This window comes from Acinetobacter sp. 1124_18A (assembly GCF_052824995.1).
The window spans coordinates 350873-371576 of sequence record NZ_VTDF01000003.1; the positions used below are offsets into that span (position 1 = coordinate 350873).

The following is a 20704-nucleotide window of genomic DNA, read 5'->3' on the forward strand; positions in this document are numbered from 1 at the left end:
CGACAACGAGTTTAGGAATAACAGTGTTTTTAGCCGAGTTTAATCAAGCCCCACCCGAACAACTCAAGACTTTGTTAAAAAACTGTGTCCACATTCCCGCATGGGCCGAGAAAATCATCTCAGAACGCCCTTATTCATCAAAAGCGTCTCTTTTAGAGCATGCAGAAAATTTAAGTCAAATGTGGTCATGGCAAGACATTGAAACTGCTTTAGCAACCCACCCAAAAATTGGTGAACGACAAGCAAAAAAGCAACTTAATGAAAAAGAGCAACATTTTTCAAATCAGGAACAAGCTGGCATTTCTTTAGATGAACAAACGCAACAAGCGCTGCTACAAGGCAACCTTGATTATGAACAAAAGTTTGGCTTTATTTTTTTAATTAAAGCGACAGGCCTGAGTAGCGATGAGATTTTAAAAAAACTACATGAACGTTTACAACATGACTTGGCTATCGAAAAAGTAATTGTACATGAGCAACTCGCAGCGATTGCTCTATTACGTCTAGCTCAGGAAATACAAGCATGATCAGCACTCATATTTTAGATACGAATTTAGGCAAACCAGCTGCACACGTAGAAGTGAAGTTGTTTCATGCAGAAACCCATGAGCTGATTGCGACCGCAACCACCAATCCAGACGGTCGAGTGGGTGATTTTGGAATAAAAGACTTTGAAAAAGGTGCTTATCAACTTGAATTTGAAATTGCGCCTTATTTTTCATCTCAGCAAATCAAAACTTTTTTCCCACGTGTTTGTATTCAATTTTTTATAGAAGACGTCAATCAGCATTATCACATTCCATTACTGATCAGCCCGTTTGCTTACTCGACTTATCGCGGTAGTTAATTCAAATATAAATAGGAGAAAAATATGAATCATCAGCAAAAAAATGCGATTTCTCCAGAGCATGAATATTTAGGAATTTCCAAAAGTTTTGCTTACGGCTTACAGCATGTGCTGACCATGTATGGGGGCATTGTAGCCCCGCCACTTATTATTGGAACAGCAGCTGGATTAAGCTCAGCACAAGTCGGAATGTTGATTGCAGCAGCCCTATTTGTAGGTGGGTTAGCAACACTGATTCAAACCATTGGAACCAAATATCTAGGCGCAAAATTACCTTTAGTTCAGGGTGTGTCTTTTGCTGGCGTGGCAACCATGGTCGCCATTATCACCACTGGTGGCGGCTTACCTGCTGTCTATGGTGCGGTTATTGTCGCATCTCTGATTGGACTATGCCTTGCGCCTTACTTTTCAAAAATTATTCGTTTTTTCCCACCCGTTGTGACCGGATGCGTCATCACGATAATTGGACTATCTCTTTTACCCGTTGCGATTCGCTGGATGATGGGCGGTAACAATAAAGCACCGGATTGGGGTAGCGTAGAAAATATCTCTTTAGCCTTACTGACCTTAGGTATTGTGATTGTTCTAAATATGCTGCCGCAAGCAAGCATCCGACGCTTATCGATTTTGTTGGCTATTGTTGCTGGTACCACCCTAGCCTACTTTATGGGTTTTGGTGATTTTAGTCAGGTGAGCTCAGGCGCATGGCTGCAATTCCCACACCTATTTGCATTTGGTTTGCCGACTTTCGAGCTTAGTGCAATCTTATCGATGTTGATTGTGACGCTAGTCATTATGACGGAAACTACGGCCGATATTATTGCTGTCGGAGATATTGTAGGAACGGAAGTAGATGCTAAACGTATCGCCAATGGTGTTCGTGCAGATATGTTTTCAAGTGCTTTTGCGCCTATCTTTGGTTCTTTCATGCAAAGTGCTTTTGCCCAAAATGTTGGGTTGGTTGCCATTACAGGTATCAAAAGCCGTTTTGTAGTCGCAGCAGGTGGTATGATTCTGATTATTTTGGGGCTACTCCCTATTATGGGTCGTTTGATTGCAGCAATCCCCATGCCTGTACTTGGTGGTGCAGGTTTGGTCTTATTTGGATCGGTTGCAGCGAGTGGAATTCGTACTTTGGCAAAAATAGATTATAACGATCAGAAAAATTTAATTATTGTAGCGACCGCTTTATCGGCAGGAATGATTCCAATTATTAATCATGAGTTTTATGGTCATTTTCCAGTTTGGGTACAAACTTTGTTTCATTCAGGCATTAGCTCAACATGTATTTTTGCTATCTTATTGAATTTATTATTTAATCATTTCCCCACATTTCGCAGCTCGCCTACCCCGCATTTAAGCCAAACAATAAAGACACAAAACCCACATTAATCTTTTAGTTTTTAGCGCCCCACTTCGGTGGGCATTTTTTTAACCGTTGATCAAATTTGGCTTCATTTTTGCTTAAGACACTGTATCCTTAGCGTGCTTTATTTGGGGGGAGATCATTTAAATGCAATTAAAGCAACTTGCGGCGACTTGTGCCTTGTTATCTGCAACTGCCATGGTTCAGGCAAAACCAATCTGGCAAGATTTTAGCGTGACTGGACTTTATGGTGAAAACTATGAAGTTGTAGATGACAAAGAAACCACCATTACTTTGGAATATGCGGCGAAAGTTAAATATGCTGATGTGTTTTTCTTCATGGACCATATGCGTGGTGAAGATGATCATAAAAGTACATATTTTGAGTTATCACCACGTTTAAGCTTAGGCGAAGTGTCAGGCAAAAAACTGGCGTATGGTCCGATCAAAGATGTACTTATTAGTACTACTTGGGAAGGCAATAGGGAAAACGGTAACAACTTCAACAATTTCTTGTATGGTTTTGCAGTTGACTTAAATATCCCATATTTCCAATATGCAACTTTAAACTTCTACCGTGCGGATAATGACAAGACCGACGACGATTATCAAATGACATTCGTTTACGGCATTCCATTAAAATTAGGATCTGAAGATTTCTTGGTAGATGGTTTCCTTGACTGGTCAACTGCTGAAGGCGACCATGCCAGCGAGTTGAACTGGACAACACAATGGAAATGGAATGTAGGTAAACACATTTCTCCTGACACACGTCTTTACCTCGGTATTGAGCATTCTGTGTGGAATAACAAATTCGGTATTAAAGGTGCAGACGAAAATAACGTCAGCGCATTGGTTAAATACCACTTCTAAAATCATGCTTTAGAAGATTAAACAGCAAGGAAAATTCCTTGCTGTTTTTGTTTTAATCGAGTGGATTACCTACAATATTGCTAATAATCCCCTGCATAATATGTCCGCCTTGTTCACGGCGTAATTCTGCATACCACGCTTGTGTAACCGATTCATCTTTCATATGAGTCACATCACAGCGTTTACGCGCACGAAGTACTAATTCATTTGCACGTTCATTGCGCTTGTTTTGATATCTTCGTAAAGCATCTTCGACACCTAAAGTGTTAATTTGCAGAGAACGTGCTAAATAAATAGCATCTTCCATCGCTTGGCAACCGCCTTGACCAATATCAGGTGTCGTGCTGTGTGCAGCATCACCTAAAATCACTACACGACCTTTATAAAACTGAGTAAACGGTTCAATGTCATGGATTTCTACCCGATTGGTCTTTTGCGGGTCTAAACGTTCAATGAGTTGCTGTACTGGTAAACACCAATCAGCAAAATATTGTTTTAAAAATTTTTTATAATCATCTCGATTATTATCTAGACCTGCTGGCAAAGGCACATCTAAAAAGAAATAGAACTTACCATCTGCAACCGGCATTAAAGAAGCTCGCTTGCCTTCCCCCACATAAGTCGTCCATTGCTGAGCTGGAGCTAAATCTTCAGATATTTCAACCAGGCCATTCCAGTTCACATAACCCGCATAACGGCGCTGTACTTGTTGGCCCAAAACATAGGTCCGTGTAAGTGAGTGAGTACCGTCAGCCCCAATCAATAAGTCAGCCTGCGTTGAGCTGCCATCTGCAAAATGAATCTCAACAAAATCAGCATTGTCTTCAAGACTGACCATTTTTTTGCCTAAATAAATCTGATCTCTGCCAAATTCATCCATCAACATATTTTGTAAATCGGCACGAGCAACTGGATATGGTCTTTGGCCTACTTCTTCAATTAATGGTAGTAAACTGAATTGTGTCATCACATCTCCAGTTAGACCATCCACATAGGCCAAATCATCCATTTGTCCACCAAGTTTGGCGATTTTGTCAGTTAATCCCAGATAATTTAGACATTTCACACCATTCGACCACAGCGAAATTGCAGCGCCAACTGGAAGAATTTTTTCAGTTTGCTCAAAAATACGAACTTGGTGACCAAATTTCTTTAATGCAATGCCTGTGGTTAGACCTCCCATTCCCGCACCAATAATCACCACATTCATAACACGCTCCTATAGATATTCACCTATAGAGTGCTTATGCTAAAAACATGCCATCCTTCAAAATTTATTTAGCTTTTCCACAAAACTGGCATGCACCATGCTTATATATTTACGTGTAAAACTCGTCTCAGCACGCTCCGTGTTGGCGCAGTTTTAAAATGAAAAATCATGTTTTTAACAAGAAATACGGATAATCTACTATGGCAACATTGCACGCCCCAGCATTTGAACTTCCTGAAATTTTGAATACGAAAACCAATTTGGCAGATGCCCGAATTGGTGCACAAGTCATTGAGTGTTCAGATGATTTCTTTGCAGAAGCAAAGCGTATGCTGCAATTTGATGCACCTATTTTTGTTGAAGATAAATTTGATGACAACGGCAAATGGATGGACGGTTGGGAAACGCGTCGTAAGCGTCACGCAGGCTATGACTGGTGCATTGTGAAGCTTGGTGTAAGTGGAAAAATCAGTGCACTCGATATTGATACCAGCTTCTTTACAGGAAATTATCCTGCATCTGCATCATTAGAAGCATGTTATGCACCAAATGATGACCTTACAGGGGCAAAATGGGAGAGTCTTTTGGGAAATACAGAACTCGGCCCAAGCCAGCATCATATTTTTATGGTCAATAATGATGCACTTTTCACTCATATACGCCTCAATATTTTCCCAGACGGTGGTATTGCCCGTTTACGTGTCTATGGAGAAGTTCATATTCAGGTAACTGATAGTGAGCAAACTCTCGATTTATTGGCCCTTGAAAATGGTGGCCGCGTAGTTGCCTATAGTGATGCGCACTTTGGACATCCGCGTAATTTGATTAACCCTGGCCGTGGCGTCAATATGGGCGATGGATGGGAAACCAAACGCCGCCGAGCACCGGGTTATGACTGGTGTATTCTTGCTCTGGGTAAAGGCGGGAAAATTGATAAGCTTGAAATTGATACGGCTCACTTTAAAGGGAATTTCCCTGCCCAAGTATCCATTCAGGCGGTTTACCTTGAAAATGCAACCGATGCACAGCTGATTCCACAGAGTATGTTCTGGGCTTATTTACTTGAAGCTCAACCTATGCAAATGGACCATATTCATGAATATGTGAATGAGATTTTACAGCATGAAAAAATCTCTCATATTCGTATCAACATGATTCCAGATGGCGGCATTAGCCGTGTACGTTTATGGGGGAAAATTGCCCAGTCATGATCATGAATAATGTCCAAATTCAGCCCTTAACCATTGAGAGCTTTCAGCCATTCGGAGAAGTCATTTGTTGTGACGGGCATGACTTTTTTCATATTAATGATGCACACACCGAGCGCTACCACGCGCTCGTTGAAACAGAAATTGAAGGTGAAGCAAAAGCAGGAATTAGTATTTTTCGTAATATTAAGGCCAGCGTTTTACCTTTAGAAATTTCAATGCTAGAGCGTCATCCGAAAGGCTCTCAGGCATTTATTCCATTACAACAGCAAAAGTTTTTAATTATTGTGGCACCTGCTTTGGACGAGAATACTCCCGATATTTCAAAATTATGTGCATTTGTTTCAAATGGAAAGCAAAGCATAAATTATCGGGCAGGTACATGGCATCATCCTTTGCTTACCTTTGAAGCACCGAGTGATTTTGCAGTAGTGGATCGAATTGGAGGCGGAGCGAATTGTGATGTTTTTCAATTTCCACACGCTATAAAAATTATGGTCTAAATTAAAATATACAGATCTGTCTATTTTAGTTTAATGACAGCAATCGTTGTGGTGATTTCTAATAATCTAGGTTTACATAAAAACCCCGCCTATTAAGCGGGGTTTTTTTAATTCTCTTTTAAACGGTGATATCGGCTAAGTTACCTTTCTGCTCAAGCCACTGCTTGCGGTCCGCTGAACGTTTTTTGGCAAGTAATTTATCGAGTAAACCTGCCGTAAAATGAGCATCGTCAAGATCGAGCTGCACTAAACGACGAGTATTTGGATCCATAGTCGTTTCACGTAGCTGAATCGCATTCATCTCACCCAGACCTTTAAATCGGGTAATTTGCGGATTACGATTGCCTTTCACATTTTTCAAGATGACTTCGAGCTCATCATCATCTAAGGCGTAGAAGACATCTTTACCAATGTCGATACGGAACAATGGTGGCATCGCCACATACAAATGGCCTTCTTCCACCAGTGTCGGAAAGTGTTTAACGAATAGCGCACATAACAAAGTAGCAATATGTAAACCATCGGAGTCCGCATCGGCCAAAATACAAACTTTGCCATAACGTAGCTCGGATAAATCATCGCTACCTGGGTCTACCCCAATTGCGATCGCAATATCGTGAACCTCTTGAGAAGCCAAAACTTCATCTGAAGAAACTTCCCAAGTATTTAAGATTTTTCCACGAATTGGCATGATGGCCTGAAAGTTTTTATCGCGTGCTTGCTTGGCACTACCACCTGCAGAGTCACCCTCGACAATAAATAGCTCACTGTCTTCGCGAGTTTGCCCCACACAGTCAGCCAATTTACCCGGTAAAGCAGGACCAGAAACAATCTTTTTACGCTCAACCTTTTTCGCGGCTTTTAAACGACGACCCGCTTTCGAAATCGCCATTTCTGCCAATTGCATGGCAATTTCAGCATGTTGATTCAGCCAAAGTGAAAAAGCATCTTTGGCAATATTTAAAACAATATTAGATGCCTCTCGACTAGAAAGACGCTCTTTAGTTTGACCTGAAAACTGTGGTTCTTGGAACTTGAGTGATAAAATATAGTTCACGCCATCCCAAACATCTTCTGCGGATAGTTTAAGATTACGTGGCAACAAGTTACGCAGCTCACAGAACTCACGTAATGCTTCGGTTACCCCTGAACGTAACCCGTTCACATGGGTTCCGCCTTGTGCAGTTGGAATTAGGTTTACATAACTTTCTTGAACCTGCTCACCACCTTCTACATTCCAGCAAATTGCAAATTCACACGCCGCACGATCTGCCTGACCATTACTCACAAAAGCCGGATTTGGCAAGATTTCACGATCTTGCAATTCATCCATCAAATAATCGACGAGGCCATTTTCAAATTGCCATTCGATTTTTTCATCGTTAATTTGATCGATATAAATAATTTTTAACCCAGCGGCTAAAACAGCTTTGGCTTTTAAATTATGTTTAAGCGCTTTTAAAGCAAATTTCGGACTATCAAAATATTTGGTTTCTGGCCAAAAATGTACTGTTGTACCTGTCGCGCGTTTTGGTGCTTTACCTTCGAGAACAGCCAAAGGTGCAACGGGTTCACCTTGCTCAAACGCCATTTGGTATAGGTTGCCCTGACGTTGTACTTCGACCTCAACACGTGTTGATAAAGCATTTACAACTGAAATTCCCACACCATGTAAACCACCAGAAAACTGGTAGTTATCGGTACTGAATTTACCGCCAGCATGTAACTTGGTCAGAATGATTTCGATACCAGATTGGCCATATTCAGGGTGAATATCGACTGGCATACCACGGCCGTTATCTTCAACCGACAATGAACCATCTTTATAAACCGTGACACATATTTTGTCGGCATGACCCGCTAATGCTTCATCAACAGCATTATCAATAACTTCCTGAGCTAAATGGTTAGGTCGAGTCGTATCGGTATACATCCCTGGACGACGACGAACAGGGTCTAAACCGGAAAGGACTTCAAGCGATTGAGCCGTATATTGTGTCACGTTGTACGTTTTCCTTATTTGATGGTGTGCGCAAAGAATTCGATCACTAACGGTAATTTTTCTTCAAAATCTTCCATAGCATGATTGCCATGAGCATCCGTCAAAATCAATGAGGATGGCGTTGCAGCACTATAATAGCGTTGTGCTTGACGATAATCCAAAATTTCATCGCCTTGTTGCAACAAGACGAGTATTTTGTCGGCATTTTCAGGCTGTTTCAGTTCAAGTTGCTGCAACTGTCGTAGCTGAACCTGATCAATCGACCATTGATCATTCACCACATAGGGCATGCTTTCAACCTGAAATAACTCATCAAACAACTTCCATGGTTGCATAGCAGGGTTAATCAGTACAGCCGGAATATTATATTTCGCGACAAAGTATGTCGCAAAAAAACCACCTAAACTACTACCTACAAGTGCAACATTATCCAGACTTTCAATAAGCTCTGAAACCTGCTCAACCACCTGATCTGGAGATCTATTGAGGTTTGGCAAATGCACATTAATCCCTAATTCGCTACAATACTGCCTTAAGCTCAATCCTTTAATCGAAAGAGAGCTACTATTAAAACCATGGAGGTAGATAATATTCATATATTTCCCTCTAAATTGAGACTAATTTCACAATTTTGTTCTCAGTTTGTATAGAAAAGCACAATTGTTAGACAAGAAAAACCACTCAACTAACCATTCATCAGTATTTTAAAAAAATGTGTTATTTAAACTACTAAGATGGAAACGTTTACTGCCGTTGATAAAAAGTACAGCTTAAAACGTCGGTTATAACGTATATGGGGAAAAGATATGCCGAGCTTAACACCACTACATGAAACTTATTGTAAATGGGATCGTACGCCACCTAGTCAGGCAGACGTACTAGAAGGTTTAGCTCAACTGTTCAGCACCAGCTTAAATGGTGTACATGAATTAATACAAGTTATTAATATTGAAGTCTTAAAAAATGCTTTTGGTATTAGTACACAAAACGCTAAAAACTTTCAAAAAAGACCATTTGTACAAAAGGCATATCAATTTTCTTATGGCGCTTTACAAAAATATGGTCGTTATTTTTTAGCGCCCGGTTTGCGTCGCATTATTGAAAAATATCCAACACTTCACGAAAAACCACTCACCCCAAGCCTACATTTTTTGGTAGGAATTTTGAATGGTGTTTTTGGGGATTACCTACTTAAACAGCATAGTCCTCTCGCTCTACCAATAGTGTTATACGATCACTACGGAGCTATACAGCAAGGTGAGCTTGCAGGCCGTATTGTAATTATGGTTCATGGTTTGTGTATGAATCATCTGACTTGGTCAAACGCCCATTATGGTGGAATTGGAGAGCGTCTGTTAGCCCAGCGTGACCATAACACCATGCTGTATTTAAATTACAATACAGGTCGACGTATTTCGGCCAATGGACGCAGTTTCTCAAACTTATTAGAAGATCTCGTAAAAAATAATCCAAGAATTACCAGCATTGATGTGATTGGTCACAGTATGGGTGGGCTGGTTTCTCGCAGTGCATTATTTTATGGCAAACAAAATATGTACCAATGGATTCATATGGTCGAGAATCTGGTGTGTATTGGTTCCCCACATCATGGTGCAGTCTTGGAGCGCTTTGGTTTTACCATACAAGATAAACTTGGGGCTTTCCCTTTTGTAGGTTTACTTGGTCAACTGGTTAATATTCGCAGTAACGGTATTTTAGACTTACGCCACGGTAGTGTTCGTGATGACGATTGGGAATATATGGATGCCCGAATTGGCATGATGGATGATAACCGTGCTCCGGCCCCACTTCCTTCCCATATCAATACTTTTTTAGTGGCAGGAACACTCGAATTTGAAAAAGTACGCAATAAAGCGCTTACTGTGATTGGTGATTACTTGGTGAGTGTGAAAAGCGCGCTGGGTGAACATCCTAATCCACGTTTTCAGCTTAAAGTTCCAGATTCACATAAAGCCGTATTTTATGGCTTAAATCACTTTGAAATTCAGTATCATTCAAGCGTTGCCGAACAGATTACTCGCTGGCTATATCCTCATGCTAATGATTATGTACAAGAAGGTATTCAAACTCATATTATTGATATGCCGAACTATACCCTCGAAGATTTAGAAGGAATTGTAGAGACGTAAAAAAAGCCCAACTTATGTTGGGCTTTTTTAGATTTTTTAGTTTTCAATCATTTAAATCTGTCATAAAGTTTATATTTAGAAATATTCTTAATCGATGTTTCCTTAAGTAAATATCCATTTAAAACAGATATAATATTTATATCTTCCCCTATTTTACCGCAAGACAAATTTACGTCGACATAATCCTCTATTTTGAATCCTTCTTGAATTTTTGTTTGATCTAATGCTCTTGAGTAAGCAAATGAATTATTAGGACTATAAATCACAATAAGATCAGTTTTATTATTTTTCATATCAGCCCAATAAATATAATAGTCTTTAGTTCTATACTGGACATGGCTACAAGATCCAGTAGAAATCCAATTTTTATCTTTTAGATTAAATCCTATTCGTTTTACTAATTTTTTATTTTCTGGCCTAAAACTATCATCCCAGACATCAGGGCATTGAATATCTGGCAGTACACTCACTTGTACTGCAGGTTTACTCCAATACTTCATACATTCTTTAGCGCTTTCTGCATATAAATTTATGCTATTTAATAAAAGATATATCACTACTGCTATCTTTAATAGTTTCATTACTAACTTAGACCTTTATTCTAAAATTTTCAAAAAATCTACCGCTATCTTACATTCAAGCTTATCTTTTATAAATCCAATAATATTTTTTTGATTGCACTCAAATTAACTAAAAAATATTTACCACCGCAATCATTCATTTTATTATTCACAAGCTTTCTTAACTATTTTATTAAAGTATAAGCTATCACCATTTTTATCAACATCTGCCAAAATGCCTACTAAATGTAATTGTCCTTGATCATCAAAATATGATTTTTCTTGAAATGAGTTATATATAGCAACATCTATTGGAAAATTATTAAATTCTTTATTTTTCAAATCAACGATCATTTTTTTATTTTTATTAAACAATTTTCTAGCATAAATAAAATTCTGTTTAGAGTCACTTTCAATTAGACAATTATTATTTTTATCTAAAGCAATAAACTCTTTTGTCTGATCTTCCTTTGTTTTACTTATAAAAAAGTGATATTGGCATGGTGAACCACAACTACCATAAGCATGAAAAATATTTTCATTTACTTGATTAACCTCAGGGTATCTCATGTCTCTTAAAATAAAATTAGTTTTATTATCAGCATTCTTTACAATGTCACAATACTCTTGATCATGTCCTTTACATTTCAATTCAACATTAAATGTATCTTTTGCATAAACAGTCGAAGCAATAATAAATCTCAAAAATGTAAGAGCCAATATAGTTAGCTTCTTAATATTAAAAAGGTAAAATTTTATAATTTTATTTTTTAAATCTTTAAGCACGTTTATACTTTTCTCTACAACCATGAACACTAATCTCTTAATCATCAAAAGACTCAACTTTCCATCCAGAAATTAATTCTGATACTAAGTTTTTAACACTTATACTAGACTTAATAAGAAAATTAGTATTTCTATCAATTAAAGGCACTAAATAAATTATTTTCCATCACCACTACAAGGATTTTTTATTTTCTTTTTAACCAATATTTCGCCATAATCATTTGCAATTAAATTTAAACTACCATCAGGTGAAAAAAACTTTCCTCCTTAGAATAACTATAATAATAAAATCTTTGTAACAAACCATTAAACTCTTTAGTTTTTAAATCGACAATTTTTCTAGGGTTATTTGTAAATAATTTTCTTGCATAAATGACTTTTTTCTGACTATCACTTTCAATTAAACAATTATTTTTATTATCAATAGCAATAAATTCGTCTGTGGAATCCTCTTTATTTTGACTATAGAAAAGCGTAACTAAACATGGAGACCCACAAGATGTTTTTACTTTATATAAGTTTTTATTTATTTTTGAAATATTTAAAAGTTTGACATCTTTTATAACTATTTCATTCTTATTATTTATAGTTCTCACAATGTCACAATTAGAACTATATTCATCCTTACATTTTGCAGAAACCACAAAATTATCGTCATTTGCATATATATTAAAACTAAAAATAATTCCGCTTAATAATAAAATTGATATAAAAGTCTTTTTCATATTAAATCCTGTAACTTCCGTTATCTTCCGTTTAAATATTTCAAACATATTCATGTTCTATCATACAACTGCTTTCATCAATATCTTCATCACTTAGGGATTAAGATCTTCATCTTAGATATATCGAACCATGTGCTAGAATATTAAGAATGAGCTGTAAAGAGATAGAAAAAGAGAACTTATGTTGAGCTTCTTTATAAAATTTTAAATCTTTTCTATTTCAAATATTAGAAATAGAAAAGGTTATAAAAAGCCCTATATCAATTATTGATCTTTATAAAATAGATTATCTTTAATATCTAAAACTTCATCGGAATAAAGATAATATTTTCCTTTCTTAAAAACTACTTTTCCTAACTTTTCGCCACTTTTAACTTTAAAGAAATATAACTCGTTATTTTTCTCTTTCACTTTGCATATATAAGATTTATCAACCTGAAAGCCAGCAATAGAATACTCACACTTTTTGGGTGTTAGTATTAAAACCGATTCTATCGTCGTAACATTTCCATCTGTTAGTTCTTCTGAACTATAATAATGATAAGTACCATTCCACTTATCAGCATTTGCAAGTGTGGTAGCAGAAAGAGCCAGCAATAATAATAAAAATTTCATTTAATTAATTTATAAAATAACTATTAAAAATATTCTTTTTGAAAATTAATTCTTATCACTATTACCAAATTTAGAGAAATATATGAAGGAAATCGTTGTTTTTGACTTGGACGGGACATTACTTTCGGGTGACTCTACAAAGGCATGGTTAACGGATAAATTGAAATCTAATCTTCTTAGATTCATCGGTGCACTTATTGTTACTCCCATTGCTTTACCTCTTATGAAATTCAAGAAATATAAATCTAGAGGTGCTTCATTGTATTTGTGGATTGCAACCTGCGGTCTGAATGAAGAAGAATTAGAATACAGCTTTAAAATTTTTTCCAATAATATAAAAGATACTACTTCTGATTCATTATATTGGTTTGAGCAAGGTATAACAGAAGTTAAAGATCATTTAGCAAGTGGAAGAATTGTGTTTATTGCCACAGCTGCACCAGAAAGGTTAGCAAATATTTTACTCGGGTCTATCAATCTAGATGTACAAATTATTGGTACTCCTTTGCAAAAGAGGCTAGGTGGATGGGTAAGTGGAATACATTGTAGATCTGAAGAAAAAGTAAGAAGATTGAATAAACTTAATGTCAATCAACCTTGGTTCGCGACATACAGTGATGATATTGAAGATGACTTACCTATTTTAATTGGCGCTAAACTGCCCTATTTAATTAACGGGGACAACAACAAAATTAAAAATATTAAATTGGGTTTAAAAGTTTTGATATTATTTATAGAAGCCGTCTAACAACTATTTAACCAAAGACGCTATAGAATCAATTAAGTTAACCTATATAGGCACTTTTAGTAATAAAAGTGCCTATAAAATTGTTTTTATATATTTATAAGCTATTTATCGGCTAATTTAATTCTTAACGTATCTTTACAACAAGTTAGATAAAAATTATATCAAAATCTAGAATTATAAAAATATATTAGATATTCATTAAAACTACTTTTAATGAAATAATTTTATATTTTCTAAATAAATATAATGATTCATGACTATAATCAATTTTTTCAAATTCTAAATACCATTCGCTTCCCACATTTCAACAGCTTCTTGACATTGCTCAAGAGAATTGAATGCAAATACTCTAGTATCTTTCATAGTAATTTTAATAGCATCAGAATTTAAATCGAATACATTTTTCTCAACAGAACATTGATAATTCTTTAGTTTATAACCGTTTAATTTCTTACATTTTGGTTGTTCTAATTTTTCATCAAAAGTATACCAATCATTTAAGGTTTTCCCCATACAAGTAATTTTATCCTGAGCATCCATTTGTGGTTTTGAATTCTCTATTTTTTTATCTCTCAGTTGAGAAACAGAAGTCTCCTTTATCAGTGAGTCATTAGTATTATTTGACTGTGATTTTATAACTGAATTTGATTCTTTTTGCTGTTCAATAGATACATTAGATTCTTTTTCTACTTTGTTAACATCATTGCAAGCCGTCAAAAGTAAAATACTTAGGACTATTAAAATTTTATTCATTACTCATCTCATAATGTTGAATTATCTAAAAAAGTAGTAGGATCTATTAGATCAGACCGTCGTTGATAGGCATTGTTGCCACGAACTGTTAATGGGCCGGTATCTTTAGGATTAGAATACATCTCCAAATGTAACATCATACTTGGAACTTGTATTGTGAGTTTACCTACATAGCCAATAGTTTGCCCGCGTTTTACATCATCTCCAACTTTTACTAAGGACTTCCCTGCCAGAACCTCGCCATAGCGTATAATATGTTTTTTATGTACAATTTCAATTACATCAGTACCAGAATAAAAAGCTTTTACCACACGTACTTTTCCATCAGCCATCGCTCTAATTTCAGTTCCTACTGGTGCATACAGATCACAACCTGCATGTTTCCGTGTTCCACCACTACGATTTGAACCAAATCTACCGCTCCCATTTTTATAAGAACTTGTACGAGTTTTTAATGGGAACAGATAAGATTCATCCTCTTTCAATTTATCTATTCTTAACTCAATAACTGGCATAGGATTCTTCAAAATAGCGGTATAAAGTACTTGTTCTTTACTATCAACATCTACAACAATTTCAATTTTCTTCCCTTCTTCGCCCCGATGGTTTTTTAATCCAATCCCATCTTGTCCAGTATAATGTGTTCTTTTTGCACCATTATACTTAATTGAATAAGCTAGATTTTCTTCTTTACCTGTCTCTTTATTGATTGTTTTAATAGTAAAAGCGACATCACTACCATACTGTTTGGTTAAAGGATTACCATTTTTCTCTGTATGAACATTCTCTGTTTTTCCCAGTGAAGGAATAAAATCAATTAAGTAATCAACAAAGCTCTCTTCATTCTTAGGCGGTGTTTCTTTCGCTGGTGCTTTTTTTGCTGGTACTGTCTTACTTGGAGTATTTGGAGCTACTCGAGGCATCTGTATTGTTGTAGCTGCAGGATTTAAGTTGACATTAATTACAGAAATACTTGGATCATTTCTTAATGTCAAAACAGGTTTCTTATTTGAAAGTAGCAATTTATAAACAAATGCATTCAACATTTTTAATTGAATAAAGCCATTACTATCAGTTGTTTTCTCTATTTCTCTACCTCTATATGAAACAAAAAAATTATTATTTTTTAAAATCTTACCTTTACTATCATGTATCTTCAATTTCACGCTGACTAGCCCTAATGGGACTGATATACAGCTATTTTCTATTCCTTTAGTTACGGATATTGTTTTTAGTTTTTGGTAACCTTTACTTCCATTTACCAATATATCTAAATTTTCACCCTCTTCTGCAATTATACCAGTTTTTATTCCTGAACTATCAGAAGTATGCTCTTTGATCTTACCTTTATATCTTACGAAAAACCTCATATTCGTTATTTTTCTATTTGTGTCACTTTCTATTATGGCTATATCAAATTTTATATCTTTAGAAGCATTTTTTTTCACCTCATCTTTCTTCGAATCAACAGTTTTCTGTTCCACAACAACAACTTTTTCTTGTTTTGGCTCTGGTTCAGCAGGTTTTTGTAAGACAGATTGAATTTTAATATCTTCACTTACACTTAATTCAATAGATTGTTTTTTATCAGAGGCTTGTATGATGACAGCTGATTGTTTACCATCTGCTTTAATTATAATTTTACTACCTGGATGTCTAATAATAACAGGTAATAGTCCTTGCTCATCTGACTCTGCATTTACAATAAACTTTGATTGTTTAAACTTACCACTATATTCAGATTCAATAGTTACTTTTTTATTTTTTGCTATTTGTCCAATTTGGTTCTTTAATTTTATATATATTTTTCTACTACAACAGCTTTCTAAATCATAATGGTTAAACATCTCAATATATTTACTAATATGAACATTATTTCCATCTACTTCTTTATAATTTCCTTTAAAACCTGATATACCTAAAAAAGAACCTAAGCCTCCGTCACCAACTAAATGAGCCCCTGCAATAGCACCCGATTCAGTAATTTCAATTCCATTTATTATTTTCCCATAGTATTCATTAAAACTTCTATTTCTTAATCGTTTGCAAAGAAGATCTATCCATTCTCCAATAATTTGAACCTGCTTAGCAGGAGATTTCAAAAAATCTGATAAAGAATTAACACCATTGTGTCCAATCCAACTCCCAGTCCAATCGTTTTCTTCAGTTTTATCAGAATTATCTTTCCAATGCTTATAATAACCAAGATCGATAAGTGCAGCTTCCCCAAACTGGAAAAAACCAATATAACCCCGAGAATTTTTATTTTGGCTTGCTCTAATGTTTACTGGTGCCGTTAAGGGTAAACTTAAATCTGATGATGATTCCATTCTTGAAACGGCACAAATAAATCCATATCGCGTTAATGGATATGACTTTTGATTTATAGATTTACCATTTTTCATTTATTTAAGTCCTCAAAACTAAATCGTTTAATATCAATTTTTTTATTATTGATATATGAACTTAAAATAGGTTTCATTTTCTCAAAATTCCCCAATCCAGGGCAACTTAACTCAACACCATTTTTATTCGCTTTTTTTGTTGGAAAAAACTTATCTTCAAACATATCATAGCGACCTAAATTTCTAAAATATGAAAAATAATTACCATTAGTATCACTAATGATATTTATATCACTATGATCATTTTTTAGATAAGCATAATAAACTTGATATTTATTTTTATTCACTTCAATAACTTGACATTCCCCTGTTGACATCCATTGAGGATCTTTTGGGTTTAAGCCAATAGTCTTTACAAGCTTTGCTTTATTGTTATCTTCCCAAATTTGTTTACATGGGATATTAACCTTATCAATTTTGATACTTTCATTCTTATTTTTGAAGCTATCCCAAATTTTTTCACAAGCATTTTCTTCAGCAAAAGCTTGTATTGAGATAAATGTGCTCAGTAGCAATATTAGACTGCGTTTCATCTCTTAAACTCCAAATTTATTAAAATCATCTTCTAGATCATCTTTATATTCATCATCTAGCGCTTCTGCAAGCTGGCTCTGAATTCCATCATCTACAAAATCCCCAGTATCATGATCATAAATATCTTCATTTAATTCCTTCGTAGGTATAATACTTTCATTGTCATTATTGCTAATAAATTGAATTTCAATAGTATCTGATGAATCACTAAATATTCTTGGTGTTCGACCCATTTCATCTAACATTCCAACATATTCTGTATTCTTTGTTTTATTGATAACTTTAAATCTAATTTCCTCTTTCAAATTTTCTAAATTGAAAATATCACTAAAATCAAATCTTCGACTAAAAATTCCACTCTCAGGCATTTTCGGCAACTCAGCATTTACTGTTGCCCCACCCGTAAACAAATGCTGTCCAGCTTTACTTTCAAACTTACCGCCTGTTGTTGAAAATACGCCATCCGCATTAATTTTGAGCTGCGACCCACCTGCTGTTAATACAATTTCTTTTGGACTAGTAAGTTCGATTTTATCTTCAGTAGAAATGAGCTTGATGACCTTCTTGGCAATCGCTTCAATGGCATCATCTTGCGCTTGTAGTTCGAGCTTTCCTTTTGCTGCATAAGCGCGAAAACCCTTTTGTGCAGCAAACAGACTAATTTTGTCTTGTGCATGCCCAATAATATTTTTCTGGGCACTCAAATTAATTGACCCACTGGCACTTTCAGCAATATCTTGTGAGGCCTGTAAGATAATATTTTCAGGTGTAGTCAAGGCAATACCATTTGGCGATGCTAATAACATAAGGGCTTGTCTAAAGATTTTGCCTTGTTCTTGCTGCTTAGCATCTGAACTACTTTCTAAACCTTGGGTATAACCCTCCATAAAGCCTTGTAAAGAACCCAATGCTTTAGAAGGTGTCACTTCCAATTTACTGCCTTTACTAAAAGTTCCGCATACACTCATCAAGTCAAAGTCTTTAGTCTCGACATTCCCTAAGACTTTGCTGACCTCTTTAAGACTTTCAAATGGATTTTGATGAATTCGATCTTTAATACTTGCGAGTTTACCTTTGACGATATCAGCACCATGCTCTTCAACATTTTCAATAAAGGCTTTTAAATTCTCTACCGCATCTTTAGCATCGCTAAAGAAAGTATTAAATTCATCTACAACTCCTTTTGCATCGCCGCCTAGTGCACCAATATCTTCAATAAAACCACCACAATCTTTTAACGCATGAATAGGATCGTTATTAATCCCTTCTTTAAATAGGTTTACCGTGCTATTTAAAGCCTGCCCCGTGGTTTTCAATTCAAGTGATTGGATGAATTTGGGTAACCGGTTAATCACGTTCAAAGCATCAGTTTGTTGCTTGGCTGCAACTTCACTGAGCATTTTCATGCTTTCATAGCCTTGTGAAAGTAAGGATTGTGCTTGTGCAGCCTCTAAATGATCTGCAATTGCCTGCTCTTGTGCATAGGTACTAATGAGCATGCCTTTACCTGCACGCACTGCCCCCCACGCATCGGTTCTCAGCTCAAAGCCTTCACCACGACCTTGACTAGTCGATTGTTCTTTAGGATGGCTTAAATTACCTAAATTCAGCTGTGTTGCTGCATGACTACTTTGTAGTTGGGTACTGATTTGCCCAGTTGTGTCATCAAAGCGTAATTGGTTAAAACCACTACCGCTGATTTCCTGACTACGAATACCGCTGAGTTTTTTAGTCGCAGGAAGCTGTCCTTTCACATCAAACTTGGTTGGTGAACGCTGCGCTTCATGGATTCGGCCCGTCACAAATGGACGATCAATATTGCCATCAAAGAAGTCAATAACCACTACTTCACCAATACGCGGCAAGAAACGTGCGCCATAGCCTTCACCCGCCCAAGGAGTCAGTACATCAACCCAAGCCGAGTCGGTATCGTTGTCATTGCTGCCTGCCCCACCATCATGCCCATGATCATCACTACGGGTAAATAGAAAACGGACCTTAATGCGTCCCCATTCATCGACATGAATGGTTTCTCCCTCTGGCCCCACAACTTTCGCTCTTTGTGGGTAGGCAATCGGACGATGCTGTTCTGGATTATATTCAGGTGTCGTTTTGATTTGACGGCGAATTAAAGTCAGCTCATTACCTTGACGCTCAATATCGTCATAACCATGTTTGTCCCAACGACTTTGGGTTAGCAACTGACTAACTTGCTGATGTAAGTCTTTAGGTAGATTGTTTTGGTTATAGAAATTTTTAGCGATAATCAGGAACTCTTGATCAACCCCTTCATGTTGATCAATTTCCGGGTGTTCTCTTAGATTAAACCAATAGCCGACTTGGCTATCGCGGACACTGCTATAAGCCTTAAAGTATTTGGCCTGACTTGCATACATGTCATTAAATTGCTGATTTAATTTCTCTAGCTGATTACTAGTTGAAGCAGTAGCTTGATCCTCACCTTTTAAATCTTGCATCCAAGCTGGACTCATGTGCCATGCTTGCTCAAGGCTTAAACTCGCTGAATCAAAGTTATCTGAATGTGTATGGGTAGTAATGACGGAACCAGCACCTTCTTCTTGTGCTAAGGCATCGGGCTGCCAGCGTTGCACATGTACCGCAGTTGGTTGCAAACTCCGCACCGCAACAAACCCTGTAATACTATCTTGATATTCTGTCGCGCTACTGCGGTGATAGCGAATGCTACGGCGTGCTAAAGCTTGGTACTGGTTATTATCATCAATTAATCTAAGCTTTTGGGCCTGTACCGGAGCAGTAAAATGAGGAACGAAAAGTTCTGATTCATCAACTAACCAACTCACACCTTCACTTCGCCATAAACGCGTAAGAAAGTCATAGTCGGGTTCATTGTGCTGCATGATAAATGGACGAGTGTCATAACTCTGGCTTAACCCACTCAGGTCTAGGCTTAAACTCGCTGCAAAAAGTGGACTTTTTTCTTGCCATTCTTTGAATAGAACTTCCGTGATTTCTACGATACTTTTATTCATAAAAACACGACTATTACGGCGTTTATGCCATAAATTTGTCGCGTCTTTTAAGGTCAATTTATAAAGCGTTAAAGCACCATCACTTTGGCCATAACTGGCTTCAGTCACAATTCCTGTAGTTCGAAATAATTGTCCAGAATCTGTAATCTGATCAACAGCCACCTGAACGCCTATAAACTGCTTCAATGCAATTTGGGCACTCGTCGAAAGGCAAATTAACTCAGCCTGAATTCCCCCATTTAGCTGATGTTGGCCTTCTATACGTTGTAAAAAAACTTGGTGATTGAGCAATTCATTAGAAAATTGCACGTGGATCGCACGTTTCTGTGCGCTTAATCCTATTTTTTCCAAAACATTAAAGATATTAAAAAACATTTTTTATAATCATAAGGATATAAAACGGCTGCA

At 36.4% G+C, this 20704-nt stretch carries 19 protein-coding genes; 8 read left to right on the forward strand and 11 right to left on the reverse strand.

The genetic code is table 11. The annotated features are described in order from the left end of the window. Window positions 1–23: 23 nt before the first annotated feature. The 4 genes from uraD (at window position 24) to FY048_RS09355 (ending at window position 3086) form a co-directional block, all read left to right on the forward strand. The gene (uraD, locus tag FY048_RS09340) at window positions 24–527 is read left to right on the forward strand and encodes a 2-oxo-4-hydroxy-4-carboxy-5-ureidoimidazoline decarboxylase (protein WP_446090936.1); all 504 of its coding nucleotides are present in this window, start codon (window positions 24–26) and stop codon (window positions 525–527) included. Further along, complete coding sequence (uraH, locus tag FY048_RS09345) at window positions 524–847, forward strand: hydroxyisourate hydrolase (protein WP_016139842.1); 324 nt, start codon at window positions 524–526, stop codon at window positions 845–847. Before uraD ends, uraH begins: the two co-directional genes overlap by 4 nt. Before the next feature lie 24 nt (window positions 848–871). After that, window positions 872–2239: a nucleobase:cation symporter-2 family protein gene (locus FY048_RS09350; RefSeq protein WP_446090937.1), complete on the forward strand. Its 1368-nt coding sequence runs from the start codon at window positions 872–874 to the stop codon at window positions 2237–2239. 121 nt (window positions 2240–2360) lie between these two features. After that, on the forward strand, window positions 2361–3086 hold the full coding sequence (locus FY048_RS09355) for an outer membrane protein OmpK (protein ID WP_446090938.1): 726 nt from the start codon (window positions 2361–2363) through the stop codon (window positions 3084–3086). 52 nt (window positions 3087–3138) lie between these two features. Here the strand turns inward: FY048_RS09355 and hpxO are convergent, their stop codons facing one another. Continuing rightward, complete coding sequence (gene hpxO, locus FY048_RS09360) at window positions 3139–4296, reverse strand: FAD-dependent urate hydroxylase HpxO (protein ID WP_446090939.1); 1158 nt, start codon at window positions 4294–4296, stop codon at window positions 3139–3141. A 200-nt stretch (window positions 4297–4496) separates the two neighbouring features. Here hpxO and alc point away from each other — a divergent pair, with 200 nt between their 5' ends. Together alc and FY048_RS09370 are read left to right on the forward strand one after the other, a co-directional pair. After that, the gene (alc, locus tag FY048_RS09365) at window positions 4497–5507 is read left to right on the forward strand and encodes an allantoicase (protein WP_446090940.1); all 1011 of its coding nucleotides are present in this window, start codon (window positions 4497–4499) and stop codon (window positions 5505–5507) included. Beyond that, the gene (locus FY048_RS09370; protein ID WP_446090941.1) at window positions 5504–6007 is read left to right on the forward strand and encodes an ureidoglycolate lyase; all 504 of its coding nucleotides are present in this window, start codon (window positions 5504–5506) and stop codon (window positions 6005–6007) included. Before alc ends, FY048_RS09370 begins: the two co-directional genes overlap by 4 nt. Before the next feature lie 118 nt (window positions 6008–6125). On the opposite strand, the gene parE is transcribed toward FY048_RS09370, so the two are convergent. After that, window positions 6126–8009: a DNA topoisomerase IV subunit B gene (gene parE / locus FY048_RS09375; protein WP_151744183.1), complete on the reverse strand. Its 1884-nt coding sequence runs from the start codon at window positions 8007–8009 to the stop codon at window positions 6126–6128. 14 nt (window positions 8010–8023) lie between these two features. Continuing rightward, the gene (locus FY048_RS09380; protein ID WP_348948471.1) at window positions 8024–8605 is read right to left on the reverse strand and encodes a YqiA/YcfP family alpha/beta fold hydrolase; all 582 of its coding nucleotides are present in this window, start codon (window positions 8603–8605) and stop codon (window positions 8024–8026) included. 210 nt (window positions 8606–8815) lie between these two features. On the opposite strand from FY048_RS09380, the gene FY048_RS09385 reads away from it, so the two are divergent. Further along, on the forward strand, window positions 8816–10159 hold the full coding sequence (locus tag FY048_RS09385) for a PGAP1-like alpha/beta domain-containing protein (RefSeq protein ID WP_003654142.1): 1344 nt from the start codon (window positions 8816–8818) through the stop codon (window positions 10157–10159). Between the two features lie 47 nt (window positions 10160–10206). Here the strand turns inward: FY048_RS09385 and FY048_RS09390 are convergent, their stop codons facing one another. From FY048_RS09390 to FY048_RS09405, 4 genes are all read right to left on the reverse strand, one after another. Further along, the gene (locus FY048_RS09390) at window positions 10207–10740 is read right to left on the reverse strand and encodes a hypothetical protein (protein ID WP_198496675.1); all 534 of its coding nucleotides are present in this window, start codon (window positions 10738–10740) and stop codon (window positions 10207–10209) included. Between the two features lie 144 nt (window positions 10741–10884). Beyond that, window positions 10885–11529, reverse strand: coding sequence for a hypothetical protein (locus FY048_RS09395; RefSeq protein ID WP_446090942.1), 645 nt, complete (start codon window positions 11527–11529; stop codon window positions 10885–10887). 209 nt (window positions 11530–11738) lie between these two features. Further along, window positions 11739–12284, reverse strand: a complete 546-nt coding sequence (locus tag FY048_RS09400; protein WP_446090943.1) for a hypothetical protein — start codon at window positions 12282–12284, stop codon at window positions 11739–11741. Between the two features lie 210 nt (window positions 12285–12494). After that, entirely contained in the window at window positions 12495–12845 is a 351-nt protein-coding gene (locus tag FY048_RS09405; RefSeq protein WP_446090944.1) for a DUF5991 domain-containing protein, read from the reverse strand. Window positions 12846–12927: 82 nt separating this feature from the next. Here FY048_RS09405 and FY048_RS09410 point away from each other — a divergent pair, with 82 nt between their 5' ends. After that, window positions 12928–13593 (forward strand): haloacid dehalogenase-like hydrolase, encoded by a 666-nt coding sequence (locus FY048_RS09410; RefSeq protein WP_446090945.1) that lies wholly within the window; start codon window positions 12928–12930, stop codon window positions 13591–13593. A 279-nt stretch (window positions 13594–13872) separates the two neighbouring features. Here FY048_RS09410 and FY048_RS09415 read toward each other — a convergent pair whose 3' ends face one another. Genes FY048_RS09415 through FY048_RS09430 form a run of 4 tightly spaced genes read right to left on the reverse strand, consistent with a single transcriptional unit; the run spans window position 13873 to window position 20671 of the window. Continuing rightward, complete coding sequence (locus FY048_RS09415) at window positions 13873–14346, reverse strand: hypothetical protein (RefSeq protein WP_202743193.1); 474 nt, start codon at window positions 14344–14346, stop codon at window positions 13873–13875. Window positions 14347–14354: 8 nt separating this feature from the next. Then, window positions 14355–16751: a M23 family metallopeptidase gene (locus FY048_RS09420; RefSeq protein WP_446090946.1), complete on the reverse strand. Its 2397-nt coding sequence runs from the start codon at window positions 16749–16751 to the stop codon at window positions 14355–14357. Then, window positions 16748–17284, reverse strand: coding sequence for a hypothetical protein (locus FY048_RS09425; RefSeq protein ID WP_017391067.1), 537 nt, complete (start codon window positions 17282–17284; stop codon window positions 16748–16750). Before FY048_RS09425 ends, FY048_RS09420 begins: the two co-directional genes overlap by 4 nt. Window positions 17285–17287: 3 nt before the next feature. After that, on the reverse strand, window positions 17288–20671 hold the full coding sequence (locus FY048_RS09430; protein ID WP_446090947.1) for a type VI secretion system Vgr family protein: 3384 nt from the start codon (window positions 20669–20671) through the stop codon (window positions 17288–17290). Window positions 20672–20704: the final 33 nt, after the last annotated feature.